Origin of the sequence: Pontibacterium sp., from assembly GCF_964228735.1 — a bacterium.
Lineage (GTDB): Bacteria > Pseudomonadota > Gammaproteobacteria > Pseudomonadales > Balneatricaceae > Pontibacterium.
This window is the reverse complement of sequence record NZ_CAXRBQ010000086.1, coordinates 1-18,140: the sequence shown is the minus strand read 5'-3', so window position 1 is coordinate 18,140 and position 18,140 is coordinate 1. Positions and strand designations below refer to the sequence as shown.

General features: G+C 57.0%; 12 protein-coding genes and 1 rRNA gene. 7 read left to right on the top strand and 6 right to left on the bottom strand.

What is annotated here, in order from left to right:
- Nucleotides 1-4: 4 nt before the first annotated feature.
- On the top strand, nt 5-835 hold the full coding sequence (gene phnX, locus ACEQ15_RS09555; protein WP_370278927.1) for a phosphonoacetaldehyde hydrolase: 831 nt from the start codon (nt 5-7) through the stop codon (nt 833-835).
- A 335-nt stretch (nt 836-1,170) separates the two neighbouring features.
- On the top strand, nt 1,171-1,404 hold the full coding sequence (locus ACEQ15_RS09550) for a hypothetical protein (RefSeq protein ID WP_370278926.1): 234 nt from the start codon (nt 1,171-1,173) through the stop codon (nt 1,402-1,404).
- Nucleotides 1,405-1,497: 93 nt separating this feature from the next.
- Here the strand turns inward: ACEQ15_RS09550 and ACEQ15_RS09545 are convergent, their stop codons facing one another.
- Nucleotides 1,498-2,610: a GGDEF domain-containing protein gene (locus ACEQ15_RS09545; protein ID WP_370278925.1), complete on the bottom strand. Its 1,113-nt coding sequence runs from the start codon at nt 2,608-2,610 to the stop codon at nt 1,498-1,500.
- Between the two features lie 370 nt (nt 2,611-2,980).
- Here ACEQ15_RS09545 and ACEQ15_RS09540 point away from each other — a divergent pair, with 370 nt between their 5' ends.
- From ACEQ15_RS09540 to ACEQ15_RS09530, 3 genes are read left to right on the top strand one after another with little or no spacing between them, the layout of a single operon-like run.
- Nucleotides 2,981-5,122 carry a TonB-dependent receptor plug domain-containing protein gene (locus ACEQ15_RS09540; protein WP_370278924.1) on the top strand — a complete coding sequence of 714 codons (2,142 nt, stop codon included), beginning with the start codon at nt 2,981-2,983 and terminating at the stop codon, nt 5,120-5,122.
- 29 nt (nt 5,123-5,151) lie between these two features.
- The gene (locus tag ACEQ15_RS09535) at nt 5,152-6,129 is read left to right on the top strand and encodes an ABC transporter substrate-binding protein (RefSeq protein ID WP_370278923.1); all 978 of its coding nucleotides are present in this window, start codon (nt 5,152-5,154) and stop codon (nt 6,127-6,129) included.
- The gene (locus tag ACEQ15_RS09530) at nt 6,129-8,777 is read left to right on the top strand and encodes an ATP-binding protein (RefSeq protein ID WP_370279107.1); all 2,649 of its coding nucleotides are present in this window, start codon (nt 6,129-6,131) and stop codon (nt 8,775-8,777) included. The genes ACEQ15_RS09535 and ACEQ15_RS09530 overlap by 1 nt, the downstream gene beginning before the upstream one ends.
- 17 nt (nt 8,778-8,794) lie before the next feature.
- On the opposite strand, the gene ACEQ15_RS09525 is transcribed toward ACEQ15_RS09530, so the two are convergent.
- Both ACEQ15_RS09525 and ACEQ15_RS09520 read right to left on the bottom strand, forming a co-directional pair.
- The gene (locus ACEQ15_RS09525; RefSeq protein WP_370278922.1) at nt 8,795-9,163 is read right to left on the bottom strand and encodes a hypothetical protein; all 369 of its coding nucleotides are present in this window, start codon (nt 9,161-9,163) and stop codon (nt 8,795-8,797) included.
- Nucleotides 9,163-9,648, bottom strand: coding sequence for a DUF2489 domain-containing protein (locus ACEQ15_RS09520; RefSeq protein WP_370278920.1), 486 nt, complete (start codon nt 9,646-9,648; stop codon nt 9,163-9,165). Before ACEQ15_RS09520 ends, ACEQ15_RS09525 begins: the two co-directional genes overlap by 1 nt.
- A gap of 53 nt (nt 9,649-9,701) precedes the next feature.
- Here ACEQ15_RS09520 and ACEQ15_RS09515 point away from each other — a divergent pair, with 53 nt between their 5' ends.
- Both ACEQ15_RS09515 and ACEQ15_RS09510 read left to right on the top strand, forming a co-directional pair.
- A complete protein-coding gene (locus ACEQ15_RS09515; RefSeq protein WP_370278919.1) occupies nt 9,702-9,995 on the top strand; it encodes a transcriptional regulator in 294 nt (97 codons plus the stop codon).
- Entirely contained in the window at nt 9,982-10,425 is a 444-nt protein-coding gene (locus ACEQ15_RS09510) for a PaaI family thioesterase (protein WP_370278918.1), read from the top strand. The genes ACEQ15_RS09515 and ACEQ15_RS09510 overlap by 14 nt, the downstream gene beginning before the upstream one ends.
- Here ACEQ15_RS09510 and pbpC read toward each other — a convergent pair whose 3' ends face one another.
- From pbpC to rrf, 3 genes are all read right to left on the bottom strand, one after another.
- The gene (gene pbpC / locus ACEQ15_RS09505; RefSeq protein WP_370278917.1) at nt 10,426-12,750 is read right to left on the bottom strand and encodes a penicillin-binding protein 1C; all 2,325 of its coding nucleotides are present in this window, start codon (nt 12,748-12,750) and stop codon (nt 10,426-10,428) included. It abuts the gene before it with no gap.
- On the bottom strand, nt 12,747-17,678 hold the full coding sequence (locus ACEQ15_RS09500) for an alpha-2-macroglobulin (RefSeq protein ID WP_370278915.1): 4,932 nt from the start codon (nt 17,676-17,678) through the stop codon (nt 12,747-12,749). Before ACEQ15_RS09500 ends, pbpC begins: the two co-directional genes overlap by 4 nt.
- Before the next feature lie 326 nt (nt 17,679-18,004).
- Nucleotides 18,005-18,120: ribosomal RNA gene (gene rrf, locus ACEQ15_RS09495) — 5S ribosomal RNA — on the bottom strand.
- Nucleotides 18,121-18,140 lie beyond the last annotated feature (20 nt).

The following is an 18,140-nucleotide window of genomic DNA, read 5'->3' as shown; positions in this document are numbered from 1 at the left end:
AAAAATGACTTTTGGTTATCAGCGTTTCTACACCGGTCCTGTTACCGCCGTAGTCTTCGACTGGGCAGGCACAACGATCGACTTCGGTTCTCTGGCGCCAATCAAGGCATTCTGCGGACTGTTTGAAGAGCACGGTGTGCCGATCACATTGGCGGAAGCCCGTGCTCCTATGGGTACGGAGAAGCGTGAGCACATCGCAGCGCTGCTGGCGATGCCACGTATCCGTCAGGCATGGATCGACGTGAAAGGTACCGAGCCAACTGAAGCTGATATCGATGCGCTGTACGACCAGTTCATCCCGGTTCAGAAAGCGGCGATCGCTGAACGTACGACCCTGATCCCGGGAGCACGCGAGACCTTTGATTACCTGCGTGAAAACGAGATCAAGATCGGTGCAAACACCGGCTACAGTCAGGAGATGATTACCGATCTGCGCACTCTGGCCGCTGAGCAGGGCTACCAACCGGATTCTTACGTCTGTGCCACCGACGTACCACGTGGTCGTCCGTACCCGCACATGACGCTGAAAAACATGCTGGAGCTGGAAGTTCTGAATGTGCAGTCAGTGGTAAAGGTAGACGACACCCTGACCGGTATCGAAGAGGGCCTGAACGCAGGTTGCTGGACCGTGGGTGTTGCGATCTCCGGCAACGAAGTGGGCCTGGATCTGGCCGACTGGGAAGCCCTGTCTATCAAAGAGCAGGAAGCGAAACGTCAGGCAGCATACAAACGTTTCCATCAGTCCGGCGCGCACTATGTGATTGATACAGTGGCCGACCTGCCAGCAGTGATTGAAGACATCAATGCGCGTCTGTCTGCCGGTGAGCAGCCTTAGGTGGTTGATCGCTTCAGTGCGAAATTACGGGGGGAGCAGTAGGCTCCCCTTTCTTTTTATTTCCCACAGTTGTAGGGCAGGCTTCAGCCTGCCGGCAGCCTGAAGGCTGCCCTACAATTCAATCCCCCCCACCCGGACAAGCAAGATTTATCCTCTGAAATATTGGGTGTCACCTACGGCTCGACCCAAACTACGGCTACCCTCTCTCCCTTTGACCCCGGTCAATCCCTGACAGGGATTTCCCTGACGATTTTTTGAACGAATTTATTGTGCACCGCAAAACCCGTCCGTATAATACTTTGGTCTATTTTTTCGGGAACGTCTGGAGCTGATCTATGAAAAACACTGTTTACACTGGCGTCGCTTGCGACGACCGCCGTATTGCCGCTGAACTGCAGGCTATGGGTGCTTTTGATCAGGCTCAGGCAGATGAAAAATCTGCATTGGTGAAAGCATTTGAAGCAGCCGGTGAGTTCATCACCTGGATGCGCTGGAAGGGTGAAGTGGGTGTTTACGGTTGCCGTGTTGGCGCTGATTACGCACGTCGCCTGGAAGCAATGCCAGCCTGAGCCAGACTACTTTCACTGCAGCGGGTGTGATGTGTGACCCGCTGCAGGTTTTATTTCCCGCCGCGACAACCTCTTACAAATCTCTGCCTTAGCTTACCGATCCGCCGTCCGAACGCAGTTACGTCCATCCTCCTTGGACTTATACACACCCAGATCCGCTGCTTTAATCAGCATCTCCGGCCCTTCCATCGCATTAGTGCGTGCGGATACACCCACACTGATACTGCCATGCCACTCGCCGTCACCCGCTTTAACGCGCATAGCGTTGACAGTCGCACGTACCTGTTCGGCCACCAGCAGGCCATCATCCAGGTCGGTATCCGGGCAGATGATCAGGAATTCATCGCCGCCCAGTCGGGCAACAATGTCATCGGTGCGTACGGAATCACGCAGGGAATGCGCCAGCTCCTGCAGCACCACATCACCAGCATCGTGTCCGTAAGTATCGTTGATCTGCTTGAAACCGTCCGCATCGATCATCATGCAGCTGATCGGGCTGTGCTGACTGTCGGCACGTAACCACTCCTGTTCGAAGGCGATCAGTGCATGGCGGCGGTTCGGCAGGCCAGTCAGGGCATCGGTCATCGCAATCGCTTCGAGGCGGGCGTTGGCTTCAGCCAGTTCATGGGTGCGCGCTTCCACCCGCTCTTCCAGGGTGCGGTTCAGTTCAGTCAGTTGACGGTTACGTTTGGAGACCTGTTGGAACAGGCCGTTGAGTGCATGCAACAGGGGTTCGGTGGAGGTGGCACGTTCGCGCTCCTCCTGATCGAACGCCTCAGCACCGCTGCTGCCGGCGTGGATCGCGGCAATCTGGCGGGACATGGACATATCGGTACCGAGGATATGGTAGGCCAGCCAGTGGGTGAGGAATTTCAGTACCGGCTCACCCGACGCCAGGCCATTCTCGCGTAGTTCGCTGCGGATGTTCAGCACCTCTTCAATAAAGTGCTTGTGGGCTTCCTTGTGTGGTTTCAGGTGGCGCGGATCAATACCCGCCGCCTCCATGAACTGCTCCTCTTCGCTGAAGTGGTAGTGGGTATACTCGATCAGCTCCTGCAGCAATCCTTCCATGGCGAGGGTAGTTACTTCGTTTTGTTCCGCCAGCAGATCACCAAACTGGTTGATGATATCCACCAGCCGGTGGTGCTGATCATCGACTTCGTTAATACCCGTCAGAAAGCTTGAGTCCCAGCGAAAAGATTCCACGTCTACTGCTCCATACTACCGATACCAAACGGTGCATAGTGTGGCCAAATTTCGATCAGGTCCAGCGCTTACAACCAGTTACCTGATGCTTATCAATACTCCACCAAGATCTAGCTGTTTCGAGTTTCCGTACTGGGTAGTCGACAAAGGAGTCTGTGAGGGGTGGTCCCCTTTGTTATGCGGATATGCTATAACGCTGTGAAAGCTGAAGGATGTTAGCGGCTCGGTTAGGACAACCATTCAATAATAACTGACAAAGTGGTTATGGACTGGATCCTCACGCATAACGGCTTCATCCTCGAGGCTATTGTAATGACAGGCATCATTATCTACGTGGGTACCCGGATCTAGCCGCGCTCGAAGCCTATTTATGACGCGACCTCAGATTGGACCTGTTGTTTCTGCGCTCTTATTGGCCTGGCGTTCTGCGCGTAGTCTTGCTCCTCTAAGTGCTTTATCCCTGTCACTGGCAAGTCCGTTGGCCTTGGCCAGCGAGGATATCTCCGAATTCACCGAAGCGGACCTGTTTGCCGATATCCCGGAAGTGGTCTCGGCCACCCGTCTGCCGCAACGCCTGACCGAAGCCCCCGCCTCAATCACCGTCATCGACCGGGAACAGATCGACGCCTCCGGCGCGACCCGGATCGCGGATCTGTTTCGCCTGGTGCCCGGTATGCAGGTATTCCACGTCACCCGTAACCAGAGTGGGGTTACCTACCACGGTGTCAGCGACAACTTTCCCAACCGCATGGAAGTGATGGTCGACGGCCGCAGTATTTACCTGCCGCTACTCTCCACCGTCGCCTGGGAAACCATCGGACTGCAGCTGGATGACATCGACCATATCGAGGTGGTGCGCGGCTCCAACGTGCCCACTCAGGGCTCCAACGCCTTCCTGGGGTCGATCAATATCGTCACCCGTACGGCACTCAGCGAACCAACCAACAGCGCCAAGGTGATGAGCGGCAACCGGGGCGAAGAGCGTGGTGAACTGCGCCATAGCCTGATCACTGACTTCGGCCACCTGCGTGTTTCGGCAGGTGCCAGTTCCAATGACGGCGGTCCGATCTACAACGAAGGTGCGGAAAACCAGTACGTAAATCTGAGTGCATCTTCTACCTTGGGCCTGCAGGACACCATCGATCTGCAGCTGGGCGCCAGCAAGGGTGAGACCTTTATTGTCGATGCGGACGAGCTGGACAACATTGCCAGCCCACGGGATCACAACGCCAATTACCAGTATCTGGTATGGAACCATGCCGCCTCCGATGAGAACGAGTTCCGCCTCAGCTTCTACCACAACTACCTGAAGCTCAATGTCGATCCGATACCGGCCAACGAATGGCTAGCGCGGGAATTTGAGGTGGATCTGGCCACGGCCACCGCCTACGCCAGCGCCTTTGGTGTAAGCGACGCCTTCTTTCGCCCGGATTCCGAACACGGTACCACCGAGCAGTACGATATCGAGTTGCAGCACACCCATTACGCCAACGAATCACTGCACCTGATCAGCGGTCTGGGCTACCGCTTTGAACAGGCGAAGAGTGATGTGTTGCTGGATACCGACGAGTGGATCAGCGAAGAGCGTGGCCGCGTCTTTGCCAATGTGCAGTGGAACCAGACCGATCAGATGATCTGGAATCTGGGGGCGATGTATGAGGACGGCAGCATCGCTGACGGGCGGCTCTCCCCCCGCCTGGCCCTCAACTACCTGATTGACGACAGCACCAGCGTACGTGCCGCACGCACCCGCGCCTACCGCATGCCCTCGCTGCTGGAACGCCACAACACCTACAACCTGCGCCAGGACGACGCCAACGGCAATAACATTCTGGAGCAGCAGGCAATTGCGGCAGAAGGCCTGAAACCCGGCCAGATCGACACCACCGAACTGGGCTTCTACAAACTGCTACCGGAACAGAACCTGCAGTTCGACACCCGCCTGTTCTATGAAAAAATCACCGGCGGGATCCGCTCGGAATTTATTGCCGCCGACCCGGATCTGATCATCAGCGACCCGTTCCTTGCCTCTCTGGAAAACGGCACCCGTATCACCAAGGGCAATGTTGAATTCTATGACGCCGCCGGGGTGGAATTTCAGGTAAAATACAAACCGCAGCCAGAAACACTGATGCTGCTAAATTATGGGCACGTAGAGGTAGACGGTCAGTACTTCAAAAAACCGGACGATACCATCCAGCTCCATCACTACGCCCCCAAAGACACCGTGTCACTGCTGCTGAGCCAGCAGTTTGCCGATCAGTGGCAGGCCAGCCTGGCCTACTACTTCATGAGCACAACACGTTGGTTTGAGGGCACCAGTGGCACTAAAGAGCGAAAGGCGTATCACCGGGCAGACCTGCAGATCAAAAAGCGGTTTGCGCTGTCGAACAACACCGATGCGGAGGTAAAACTGATCGTGCAAAACCTGTTGGATGAGCGGTATCAGGAGTTTTATCCCAACAACCACTTTGATCGCCGCGCCTACGTGGAATTCAAACTGCTCTATTAAGAGCAGCTCTGTCACAACGGATTGTGTAAATGGCATCTGCGCCACCCAACCCAATCAGGACAATCAGTATCTTGCGCCGATTGAGCTACGCGCTGCTGTTTGCCCTGACCCTGTTGATCACCGTCGCACCGGAGGCTTCCGCTCGTCCGCTGGTGATTCTCAGCGACAGCACCACCAGCTATCAGAAGGTGCTGAACACCCTGTATGAAGTCAGCGGAATCGCCGTCGACAACATCACCGCCGATACACTGGATGCCTCCCCCAACAGACTGCAGAAAGAGCCCTACGACTACTACATCAGCGTGGGTTCCCGTGCCACCGACACGCTGTTGAAACACCTGCCAAAGGATGCGCCGGCGGTGCTCGCCACCTTCATCCCGCGGCGCAGTTATCAGTCCCTGTTGCGCGCCTACGCAGACCACCCGGTGGTCCGCCACAAGCGGATCTCAGCAATCTACCTGGATCAGCCCTATGATCGTCAGTTACGCCTGGCCCGGCTGATCAGTCCCCGTGCCGATGTGATCGGTGCTGCGTTCAGTGACCTCTCCGCACGGGACCTGCCCCTGCTGGAAGAGACCCTCAACGAAACCGGCCTGACCTTGGAATACCGAGTGCTGGATGAGGACAAGAACCCGATCAAGAAGCTGCAACCGCTGCTGGAAAAAAGCGATATTTTCCTGACCCTGCCGGACAAGGCGGTCTTCAACCGCACCACCGCCAAGTGGATTCTCTACATCTCGTTCCGCCTACGTGTGCCGCTCTTGGGTTTCTCGCGTAAATACGTAGAAGCGGGTGCAGTAGCCGGCATTTACTCCAGCGCCGAACAGATCGGCCGTCAGACCGGCGAGGTGATGACCCGGCTAAATCTACAAAAACTTGTATTGCCATCAGCGCAGTATCCGATGTATTTTTCTGTAGCCACTAACCCATCCGCAGCCAAACGGTTGCGCATCCGTATCCCTGCCAAGGCAGTACTTGAGCAGTCGCTTAAGGAGGCGGAACAGTGATGCTGAACCGTTTCAAAGACGTAACCATCCGCCAGCGGGTACTGATTGTCAGTCTGTTGCCGCTGCTGCTGATTACCCTGTTGCTGGGCAGTTACTTTATCCACAACCAGTTGGAAGATGCGGAAACCGCCCTGCGTGAACGTGGCGAAAGCATGTCACACCTGATGGCAGCCGCCGCCGAATTTGGCCTGATCACCGACGACAAGGAGATGCTTGCCAGCCTGATCCGCCACCCCAACCAGGATATCGGCGTGGCCGATATCGTGTTCCTCAACAGTGATTTTGACGTGGTGCTGCGCGCCGATCAGTACGGCTCCACTATCCGCCGGGACCAGAGCTACCCGCGTATCACCGAGAAACACATCTACTTCCTGCAACCGGTGATGGCGACCGGTATCGACGTGCTCGACTCTCCAGAGTTCAGCGACACCGAAATGGGTGACAGCCGACCAACCCAGGTGGGGTGGGTCGCCGTGGTGATGTCCCGTATCCACACCCAGCACCGCCAGCAGGAGATCATCCTCAAGGGGATCACCATCGCCCTGACCGGGCTGCTGGTCACCCTCTACTTAGCGATGCGATTCGGCCGCCGTATTACCACCCCACTGCTGAAGATCACCGATGTGGTCGAGCAACTGGAGCGGGGCCACCTCAATGTCCGCGTGCAGCACAAAACCACCGGCGAGCTGAAGACCCTGTCCCGTGGTATCAACCGACTGGCACAACGCGTCCAGGAGTCGAACCAGACCCTGGAAAGCCAGGTAGACAAAGCCACCAACCGGCTGCGTAAAACCCTGGTGCATATGGAGCGCCAGAACCTGGCCCTCAACGCCGCGCGTAAAAAAGCCGACGGTGCCAACCGTACCAAGGACGACTTCCTGGCCCGGATGAGTCACGAGCTGCGCACACCGCTGACCTCGGTACTGGGTTTCTCCCGTCTGCTGGACGAGACCAACCTGCGTCCCGAGCAGAAGGAATACACCCGCATCATCAACCAGACCTCCTCCTTGTTGCTGTCGATCATCGACGACATCCTGGACTTCTCCAAGCTGCAGTCCAACGCCATCAAGCTGGAGAAACTGCCGCTGAATATCGACTCGCTGGTGAGCGATATCATCGAGATGCAGGCGCCGGCAGCGCACAGCAAAGGGCTGGAACTGATCCCACTGCTGGCCACCGATATCCCCGAAGAGCTGCACGGCGATCCGATGCGTATCCGTCAGATCCTCACCAACCTGGTGAGCAACGCGATCAAGTTCACCGAACACGGCCACGTGGTGATCCGCGTGTATCTGGAAAGCCAGACGGAAGACACCACCACCCTGATGTTCGAGGTGGAGGACACTGGTGTAGGCATTCCGAAAAACCGCATCCGCAACCTGTTCCAGGCGTTTACCCAGGCGGACAACTCCATCACCCGCAAGTTTGGTGGCTCCGGCCTGGGCCTGGTGATCGCCCGCCTGCTGTCCGAGCTGATGGGTGGCACCATCGACCTGGAGAGTGAGGAAGATCAGGGCACCGTTGTGCGTGTTTACCTGCCGTTGTTCTGCCCGCAACCACAGGCATTGCCGCAGACCTACCACACCGATCAGGTAGTGATCTTCGACCAGCACCCGCTCAACCGGCGCAACCTGAAGAACCAGCTCAACCGTCTGGTGCCACGTCCAATCTCCGTCGCCTCCTGCGAGGAGATGCTGCGCCGTCAGGCGTCCGAAAAAGTCGGTGCCATTATCTGGGGGCTGGAACCCAACGCCACCCGCTCCAGCGCTTTTGCCGACGAGCTGCGTATGGTTTGCGCCCAGTACCAGGGCCCGCTGATCCTGCTGGCGTGTGAGCCGCCGGAACTGGCGCTGCCGGAAAACATCAGCGTGCTGCGTAAGCCGGCCCGCACCAGCAACCTGCTGGGCACCCTGCTGCCGGACCAGTTTGCAGCGCCGGACGACGAATACAGTGAGAAACGTGTCGAGCTGCCGCTACGTATCCTGGTGGCGGAAGACAACGACTTTAACCGCCTGCTGATCACCCGCATTCTGGAACAGGCCGGAGCCGACGTGGTGACCTGTAGCAACGGCGAAGACGCAACCCGTCTGGCGCAGAAAGAGAGCTTTGACCTGATCCTGATGGACGTACATATGCCGAAGGTGGACGGTATCCAGGCCACCGAGGCAATCCGCGAACAGGACCGCGATACACCGATCGTTGCACTGACCGCTAATGTGATCGCCAGCGAACACCAGCGCCTGCTGCACGCCGGAGCCAATAAGGTATTGCTCAAGCCGATCAATGATCATGAAGTTAAAACCGCGATCAACGCCCTCACCCAGAAGGCGCCGCTGGCGAATACTCCGGCCAGCGCCGAGCCGGTCTCCAGCAGCCAGATGCTGGAGGATTACCAGATAAGCAAAGATCTGCTGCATTCGGAATTGATCAAGCAGCTGGAAGGTTTGCAGGCGGGATTCGAAGATCGGAGTTCAGAACGCATGCGCCACCACTCCCACCAATTGCTGGGCTTGGCGGGGTTGTATGAGCTGCCGGAACTGGAAGTGGTAGGCATCGAACTCAACCGTGCCATCAAGCAGGACGATATCCGCCAGACCTGGGACGCCCTCTGGCGCCTGCAGCGGATGATCGAACACAGTCAGTACTGAGAAATTGGAGAAGCGGGTTAGAAGTCGCGGTAAACGGGTTCTTTGGCGATCAGGATCGCTAACTGCTCGGCGATCCTGCCAATCCGCTCCCGCCCCTTGCGGTCGTAGATGATCATGCCGGACGCGGCGGGCGCATGATCCTCATCCCCCTCATCCACACCGACACAGAGCTGGCGAATCTTCTCCAGCTCCGGATCGTGCAGAATCGGCATGCCCAGGAACAGCTGCCAGCGTTCCGGTTGGGCGGTGTCGCGGGCCACCCCCTGCAGCAACTCGAGGATATCCTTACGTGACGGACGGTAGGTGGGAGAGCGGCCAAACACCAGTGCCACCGCAAGTCCGGTGACGATCAGCAGGGTTACCAGGAAGACCGCTATAAATTCCATCAGTGAAAGTGTTTCTCAAACGGGTACTTGGAGAGCAATTCCGCCGCTTTCAGCAGCGCATCCTTGTTCTCCTTTTCGATACGCTTCATCTCTTGTGTATAGCGCCACTGCTCCTGTTTATCCAGCTCTTTCCACTTGTCCAGGTACGGGATATGGCGGGTTTGCTCGTACACCGCGCTGATCACCGAGAAGTCCGGCTCCTGCTTCAGCTGCGGCGCCAGGTTGTCCAGCAGCACGCTGATACGGATAGTGCCTTCGGTCAGGGTCATACGCTCATCGTGGATCATCGCATTGGCGATCACATGGATACTCTCGATCAGATAGTCACGCTGCTCCTGCGCACGTGCCTCCAGCGCCTTCTGCTTCTCAGCCTGCTCCTCTTTTATCGCCTTGATAGAGGTGTGCTGCTTCCAGATGTACACCAGCAACCCGGCACACACCATTACCCCCACAACAATCAGACCATAGATCCACGACTCAGACATTGTTTCTCCTATCAAGAGCTGTTTAGATACCACACAAAAGAGATGAAGCCGCTATGCAAGTTCTTAAAAATGCACCCAGCGTGGGCGATATTATCCACGAACTGTACCTAAAACCCACCCATTTATCGGTCGAAGGCGCGGCGGAGCTGTGTGGTATTACGCCGGAACAGTTCCAGCGGATTCTCGATGGCAGTGAAAAGATCGGCTACGAGCTGTCATTTAAGCTCTCCCAGGGCTTTAACACCTCCTACACCTTCTGGCTGCATCTGGCGCAGGATCATCAGCAGGCGCAGGAAGAAAAACAAGACAAAAAGCTCAAACAGGACGACAGTGATGTCAGCAACTGAAGCCCATTACCGTGCACTGGAGCGTATGCATCAGGCCGCTCCGATCAACCAGTTTCTGGAAAGTACGATCTCGGTGGAGAAAGGCAGCTCGACCATTCTCAGCAACGTCTCTCCAAACTACTTCCATGCCGCCGGGTCCATGCACGGTTGCCTCTATTTCAAGGCGCTGGATGATGCCGCCTACTTTGCGGCAGCCAGCCGCAACCGCTCTGAGTTTCTGGTTACCACCGGTTTTACCACCTACATCACCCGCGCTGTGAGTGAAGGCCCACTTACCACCAAGGGTACGCTGATCAGTGCCGGTAAGCAGTTACTGGTGGCCGAAGCGGTGATGTACGATCCACGCGGGCGTGAAGTGGCCCGGGGCAGCGGCACCTTTATGCCCAGTGGCAAAAAGTTGTGTGATCAGTCCGGGTACAGCGATAGCTGATCAGGGCAGTACCCGGATCTCCACCATATCCATACTGCCCTGCTGATCGACCACACTGATCTGATAGGTCCCCACCTCTGTTAACTGATACGGCAGGCTATTGCGACTACGGCCAATATAACCGCCATTGAGATACCAATCCCGGTAACCGCTGCCGCCCTCCGCTTCCAGTGCGATATCCAAGGCCTCATCACGATGGGCGCCCGGCAGGCGCAGTTGTGCCTGGTCCGGCCAGCTGGTGATCTTCAACGGCGCTGATACGGCAACCGTAGAGGTGCGGCAGGCTTCCGCCAGGGTTGGCAGGCGGTTGTGATTGCGCCAGTGTACTGGAATCCAAGGCTGCACGGCTGCGGGCCAGAGCGCGATCTGTTTTGTGCTGAGCTTTGCGCTTGATAAACAGGTCGGATCACCGCGCTGGCCACTACTGCTATCCAACCAGATACGACTGAGTGCAGGCTGCAGGTTCAGGTCGGTGGTCTCCGGCAATGTATAAGGCGCGGTATCACTCAACAGCCACGCCTGATGACGCTTCAGGCAGTTATCCCCAGCATTCTCTTCTCGCTCGGCACGCGTCCCCAGCGGCCAGCAGACCGGCTGGCGACTGACCGTTGCAGGCTGCGGCAATGGCTTCGTTGATGGCAGCGCGGCATGGATGCGAAACAGCAACGGGGCTGCGGTTACCCGACCATACCGTCCGGGGCTGGCACTGCCGTCAGGCCGTCCCACCCACACCCCAATGGTCCACTCCGCGGACGTGCCGATCGCCCACGCCTCACGGTAGCCGTAACTGGTGCCGGTCTTCCAGGCCAGATCCCAGCGCTGACCGGTTTTGTTGCCAATACGCCTGTAAGGATGTTGTGCCAGCATATCCTGCAGAATCCAGGCTGCCCCTGGGGATAACAGGTAACGTTCCCGCATTGCCTGTTGTGGAATCAATCTTGGCTGGATCGACTGACCTGCCCGCGCCAGCGCACTGTAGAGCCCTACCAGGGATTCCAGCTGCACACCGATCCCACCCAGAATGACCGAGGTATTCGGGTTGATACTGCCGGGGCCAAAGGTTTTCATGCCTCCGTTTTGCAGGCGGGTGACAAAGCGATCTGCACCGAAATGCTCGATCAGTTGCACTGCAGGAACGTTCAGCGATCGCTGCAAGGCATCGGTGGCGGTCACCGGGCCGTTGAAGTAACCGTTAAAGTTGCCGGGACGGTAACGACTCTTATGACGGGGTGCATCAATCAACAGCGAGTGGGAATGGATCAGACCTTCATCCAGGGCGAAGCCATAGAGGAAAGGTTTCAGCGTCGAACCGGGGGAGCGCACCGCCTGGATAATATCCACCTGCCCTGCGCGTGTCCGGGACCAGAAATCCGCCGAGCCGACATAGGCTCGCACAGCGCCGTCATCGTTGCGCATCGCCATCACCGCTACCGAATGCTGGTCGCTGAGCGATTCACTGTACTGGCGCACCATGGTTTCCAGCTGCACCTGCAGATCGAAGTCGATCAGGGTATTGATTGTCGTGCAATCGGGGCAGTCCTGATATAAACGCCGTGCCAATAGCGGCGCAACGTTGGGCATGCCCTGTGCAAAAGTCACCAGCGGTTCCCGGCGGGCATCCTCCACCCGCACCTGTGGCCATTCACCAAGGGACAACATCCGTTGCAGAACCTTGTCCCGTGCAAGCTTAGCGGCTTGAGGATGGCGATCAGGCCGGTACGCGCTGGGACGTTGCGGCAGCACCGCCAGCAACGCGGCCTCTGCATCGGTCAGCTGCAACGCGGGTTTATCGAAGTAGTAATAACTGGCCGCCTGCACACCGGACAGAGTGCCGCCGAACGGGGCGATATTGAGGTAGCGGTTGAGAATCTCAGCCTTGCTGTAGTACCACTCCAGCTGCAACGCACGCAGTACCTGCTGCAATTTACCGCCATAACTGCGGTCATGCGGGTAGAGCAACCTGGCCACCTGCATCGTCAGGGTCGAACCACCGGACACTACCCGCCCGGCTTGCAGGTTCTGCCAGAACGCCCGTACCAACGCCAGTGGATTGATCCCGGGGTGATGGTAAAACCAGCGGTCCTCGTAGGCCAACAGCAGCTCCAGATATGCCGGAGATACCTGCTGCAGGGTTACTGGATAACGCCACTGGTGATTGTCACCCGGAAAGGCGCGCAGCGGCGTACCGTCTTCGGCCAACACCACGGTGCTGACCCGCAGCTCTGCCGCCACCGGGTAGAGCCGATCCAGTGTCCACAGGAACACCAGCAACAACAGCGCTGAGCTCAGGGCACCAATAGCGCCCCATTTAAGCTTGCCGGTCATTGGCCCTCGGTAATACGCAACACACCGGCATCGATACCACTGTGGCGTAACTCCGGACGGTACATATCTTCGGCAAACGTTGGCGGCAGGGTAAACACACCGGGTGATACGGCACGCGCCAGGTAGAAGATTCGACCGCGTTTGCGCCAGGCCGGGTTAAGTGCGATGACGTAGCGATCGTCGCGGAACTCCTGGTGGCGGATATCCAGTTCCTGCATCAGGCCGGTCACGCTACTGCCTTTGATCTTCAGATCATCCAGATCGTAAGAGGTGGCCAGGTTCTGGTTCTCCAGCTCCAGACCCGCGGGCAGCAGATCCACGATCAACAGATGGTTCATATCCGTGCTTAAGCGGTATGCCAGCTCCACCAGGACCATATCGCCGGTCTGCAACTGCGGATCCGCCAATGGCTCACCATCCAATGTATAGAAATGGCGCTGCAGATCGATACCTTCGCTCTGCGCGTTTGGCAACGTGCGGCTGTAACCACTCAGCGTTGCACTGAGATATGAATTATTGGTGCTCAGATTACGGATCGTCAGGCCGTCGTGCAGCGAGTCCAAGTCATAACGGCTCTGCAGTTGATCCAGCTCGCTCAGCACCAGGGTTTTATCCCCGAGCGTAATTTCGGCATTCAGCTTATCCACAGGTGCTTTTTGCAGCGCCAAACCAGCCAATACCAGCGCGTTGCGCTCCTGCGTACTGAGCCATTGGCGGTTTTTCAGACGCTCATCCAGCTCAAACAGCAACGGTGACCACAGCTCTTCCGACAAGCCTGCATCCAGCCCCCAGTAGAGCGCCAACGCGAGGTCACGCACTTCACTGCCGTAGGTGCTGCTATGGAATCGATTGCCGTTAAATGCCACCAAAGCTTCATGCAGGGCTTTCGCGGCCCGCTGCGAGTCTCCGGCCTGGTTCAACGCCAGCCCCAGCTGATACAAGCCCAGCGCCGACCAATGTGTGCCTCGGTTGTCATATAGCGTACGCAGCTCCGCCAGACGCGCCTGCCCGCTGCGTGCCAGCACCTGTGCAGCATAGGCCCCCACAGCAAATCGGGCGCGGTTGTTATCGCCGGCGTATTCATCATGGATCCAGCGTGGATTGCGCAGGTAGCGCTGCACCCGCTGTAAGGCTTTCTGCAGATTCTGCTCCGGCACGCTGTAACCACGCTCTCGGGCCTGCAACAGGAAGTCGGTCACGTAGATGGTCAGCCAATACTCTTCCGGGCTTTGATTACTCCACAACCCAAACCCACCACTGCTCTTCTGCATACCCAGCAAACGCTGAATCGCCAGCCGGATGGCATCCTGGCGCGCCGGTTCGCTCTCTCCCTCTATTCCCAGCTGTGCCAGTTGTTGTTGATTGACGAAAAGCTGGGAGAACACACCACTGGTGGTCTGTTCCAGGCAACCGTATGGATAGGCACGCAATGCCTCAATATGCCGCCCTACCGCGAGAGGTGGACGTGAAGAAAGGTTCAGTGACAGCGACGCCTCCGTCGACATCAGCGCACTCACCGGTTCGGTTGGCAGTACAAAGCTGTCACCCTGCGCAAGCGCCAACTGCCAACGGTATTCACTAGGGGCCCAGGCCGGACGGGAACTCAGATACCAACGACGACTAAAATGCGTCGGTGCCTCCGCTTCCAAACCTTCCAGGCCACTGAAATGGATATCGATGCTGGAGCGTCCAAACTGTTCCGTGGCTTTAACCGGGATCTTAATCAGCCTGCGCTCGTTATCCGCCAATACGACAGGCTGAGAAAACAGCTCTGCTTCGGTCAGCAACTTGAGCCCTTGATCCAACTCCAGTTCAATAGTCACCTGCTGCTCACGACCACTCAGGTTGTGCAGTTGAAGGGCCAGCTGAGACTCGTCCCCAATCGCCAGGAAACGCGGTTTCACCAATTCGGTCACTAGCGGCGCTGCCACCTGCAACTCCTGCTCAGCGGAACCAAAGCGGTCCTCTCCAAAGGCCACTGCCATTAAACGCACCCGGCCGTTAAAGTCCGGGAACTGAATCGGCAGTTGCGCCTGGCCATTCTCGTCCACAGTCACCATGCCACTGAACAGGGAGACGATCTGTACATCCGACGCCGGCTGATCGCCACCCCGTTGTAAATCTGCGTCGCCACCAAAGCGCAGAGTTGCCAGCTCACCATCGTCGGCATCAATCAGCGCGCCATAACTGTCCCGCGCATCCACACCGTAGCGACGCTGGCCAAAGAATCCATCAAACGGGCTTGGGGTATCAAAGCGAGTAATATTCAGTACCCCCAGATCCACGGCTGCTACTGTGATCCCTAGTTGCTCTGGCAACTCGGTGCCTTCACTAGCCGTGATCTGCAACGGGATATTCAAAGCCTGTTCCGGCAGCGCTTTTGCGGGCAGCGTCATGGCGATATCCAGCTTGCGTTCTTCGCGGGAAAGTTTGAGTGGCTGAATCCCCATCATCCGACGCGGCAAGCGGGTTTCGCGTGCTTCGCCCGGCTGTACCAGCAACACAGAGATGTAGAGGTCGTGGCGCTGCCAGGACGGATCGACCTGCAGTTCCAGCGTACCGCCCTCTGCCGGCACACTGATCTTCTGCCAGTGCAGTGGCTGATCGCCTTCAACGATCAAGTAGCCTTCACCCGCCGCCGGTGGTTGCAGACGTATCTGTACGGTATCCCCGGCCTTGTAGGCTGCTTTATCCAATGACATACCGATACGATCAGGACGCCCGGACAGGGCCTGCTCCTGCTCGCTCCAACCGGCCTTAAAACGATAGCTGCTGATCAAGCCAGTCTGAGGATCTTTTACCTCCAGGCGGTAATAGCCCCACTCCACCGGTGCTTCAATCTCGGTCACCTCATTTGCACCGATCGAGGTTGTCTGACTGAATACCGGGTACTGACGCTCGGTATAGTGGTTGCTCCAACCTTCACTATCGGAATACACCCAGTGGTAACGGCGGTGTTCACGTACCAGCGTGACCTCCAAATCCTCCCGCGCCAGCTTCTGCTCACCGTCGGTATAAACCAGTTCGAAGGCAGCATTGCCGTTATAGTCGGTGGTGTTATCAGCAAACAATGGCCGAATGCCGACCAGTTTGTCTGCCGGCAGCACAAAGCTGGTGAACGCACGGCTAACTGGCCGACCGCCCATATCCTGCAGACTTTCGAACAGGCGCAGACGTATTGGTGCACGGGTATTTTGCCAGAACGGTTTAACCTTCAATACCGCATTGCCCTGGTCATCGAGCTTGAGGTCATCCAGATCAACGCGTCGATTCAGCTCGGTATAGCGAATATCGCCGAAGTGATAATCGGAAAAGTTCTCAAAAGGTGTCGCGTGCATAGCCACAACCAGTTCAGACTGCAGCTTATTGCCGACAGCTGGCGCGCCGTAAAGGTACTGGCCGGAAACCTGCACCGCTAAGCCTTCCTGAGGTGTGACCTGTTCAGGTCCGTCCAGCTCCAGTGTCATTCGCTCCGGCAGGAACTCTTCCACATGGAAGCTGTATTCGCTCCGAGTCTGGTCAGGCAACTGTACAAGCAAAGACCATCGCCCTGTGGGCTGATCAGCCGCAATTGGCACGGTTACCTCATAATAATTCAGCGCCCCCGGTGTGATCGTTTGAGTACTGACAATACGTCCGTCAGGCTGTCGCAATGAGGCTTGCAGAGGAATCCCAGGCACCATCTCACCGTCACGCCCCCGCAGTAAGCCGCTGATGGTGACCTTCTCACCTGGGCGGTAAAGGTCTCGGGCAGAATAGAGGAACAGGGTTTGTGCCTGGGGTTGTTTACCGGTAACAGGGAATTCGGACAGATCCAACGCGGGGCCGTACAGACGAACCAGTGTGGTGTCGTTACCCTGGCTGGCGAGGAGTAAGCGTGGAGACTTGTTACCACCAAGATCCAGGTCACCGAAGCTGGCATGCCCGTCAGCAGACGCGCGTTGCTCGGCGAGCACGTTGCCCTCAGCATCCAACAGCTGCAGCTCCACATCGCCAGCTGGTTTGGCTGTACTCAAGTGGCTGATATAGGCGTCGATCTGCTTGTTGTAGACACGCAGGTGAACACCCAGATCAGTGACTGCAAACCAGGTTGCGGGATAACTGTAGTTGTAGTCCCCGGCTTTACGCATCACGGCCAGGTACGCACCTTTTGCCTGTAACTTCTCAATCTGTTTAATCGGGATATAGCTGGTCGCCTGAGCATTGCGTTCCACATTCAGATCAAAGCGCCCGGTATAAACCAGTTCAAGATCGCGCAGATATTCCCTTACCTGCCAGAACTCCTGCTGCCCGGCCTTGCGGTTATCGTTCAGGAAGCGTGGCAGTTTCTCGGAAGGGATACTGAAGAAATCGATATCAACGGAATCAGCGTTGCGTGACAACACCGGCAGGCCTTTGGTCAGCTTGTGCGCCAGTAGATTACCGCGTCCCACAAAACCCAGCATCGGAGTAAGCGTATCAGTTTCGATAGTTGCGTTATAGGTTTCAGGAATGGCCTTATCGAGCTGGGATGGCATGCCCGCAAGGACGGTCACACTGTATTTGGCTTCCGGCTTGAGGTGAGGGAAATAGAGCGTAGTGGCGTTGTCTGCGGTCGCCCACTCACCCGACACCACCTCACCTTCGGCGGTTTCCACCTTGAGCCACTGGGAAAGAGGTTGGTTCACGGGTACCGGTGCGGTAAACGTAACCGCAGCCGACAAACGCCCCTGATAAAGCTCGGTGCTTACATCGGCAACCGCAAAGGTTGTGTCGGCATATCTGAGATCCGGTTCCGCTACTGCTGGTTGCGCCTCTGGTACAAGCTGAGACTGTTCTGCGGTTGGTGTGCTTTGCGCAGTCACCTGCTTAGGTTCGTCTTCACCGCATCCAGCAAGCAATGCGAACACAAATACCAGTAAGGACCAATACACAGGTTTTGCCGACATCTTTCCACTCCCTGATAGCCTGGGGCGTTACCGTTAAGTGGAAATAGTAGCATGTAGATTTGAAGGGGAGCTTAACAAAGCCGTAAGACCCACTTTTATCGGTGGGCTTGGCACCTGTAGGTTGGCCAACGCGAAGCGTTGCCCAACAGCCTGAGACTTGAAGTACAAAGACGTCGGCTCATGAATATAGGGAAGTGTTGGGCATCGCAAGGCGATGACCAACCTACGAGTAGATCCGGTCACAGGATGTAATCAGTACGCCGAATTTTCCCCCGGGCAGAAACGAAAAAACCCAGCTCACTGAGCTGGGTTTTCTCTAAATAGGTGCTTGGCGATGACCTACTCTCACATGGGGAATCCCCACACTACCATCGGCGCTAAGGCGTTTCACTTCCGAGTTCGGGATGGGATCGGGTGGTTCCACCTTGCTATGGTCGCCAAGCAAAACTGGTAACAACTTAA

Bases quoted from the DNA above. Each gene is read 5' to 3' on its own strand.
- ACEQ15_RS09525 (WP_370278922.1), bottom strand. From the start codon at position 9,163: ATGGAATTTATAGCGGTCTTCCTGGTAACCCTGCTGATCGTCACCGGA.
- ACEQ15_RS09500 (WP_370278915.1), bottom strand. From the start codon at position 17,678: ATGTCGGCAAAACCTGTGTATTGGTCCTTACTGGTATTTGTGTTCGCA.
- ACEQ15_RS09515 (WP_370278919.1), top strand. From the start codon at position 9,702: ATGCAAGTTCTTAAAAATGCACCCAGCGTGGGCGATATTATCCACGAA.
- ACEQ15_RS09540 (WP_370278924.1), top strand. From the start codon at position 2,981: ATGACGCGACCTCAGATTGGACCTGTTGTTTCTGCGCTCTTATTGGCC.
- ACEQ15_RS09510 (WP_370278918.1), top strand. From the start codon at position 9,982: ATGTCAGCAACTGAAGCCCATTACCGTGCACTGGAGCGTATGCATCAG.
- phnX (WP_370278927.1), top strand. From the start codon at position 5: ATGACTTTTGGTTATCAGCGTTTCTACACCGGTCCTGTTACCGCCGTA.
- ACEQ15_RS09530 (WP_370279107.1), top strand. From the start codon at position 6,129: ATGCTGAACCGTTTCAAAGACGTAACCATCCGCCAGCGGGTACTGATT.
- ACEQ15_RS09550 (WP_370278926.1), top strand. From the start codon at position 1,171: ATGAAAAACACTGTTTACACTGGCGTCGCTTGCGACGACCGCCGTATT.
- pbpC (WP_370278917.1), bottom strand. From the start codon at position 12,750: ATGACCGGCAAGCTTAAATGGGGCGCTATTGGTGCCCTGAGCTCAGCG.
- ACEQ15_RS09520 (WP_370278920.1), bottom strand. From the start codon at position 9,648: ATGTCTGAGTCGTGGATCTATGGTCTGATTGTTGTGGGGGTAATGGTG.
- ACEQ15_RS09535 (WP_370278923.1), top strand. From the start codon at position 5,152: ATGGCATCTGCGCCACCCAACCCAATCAGGACAATCAGTATCTTGCGC.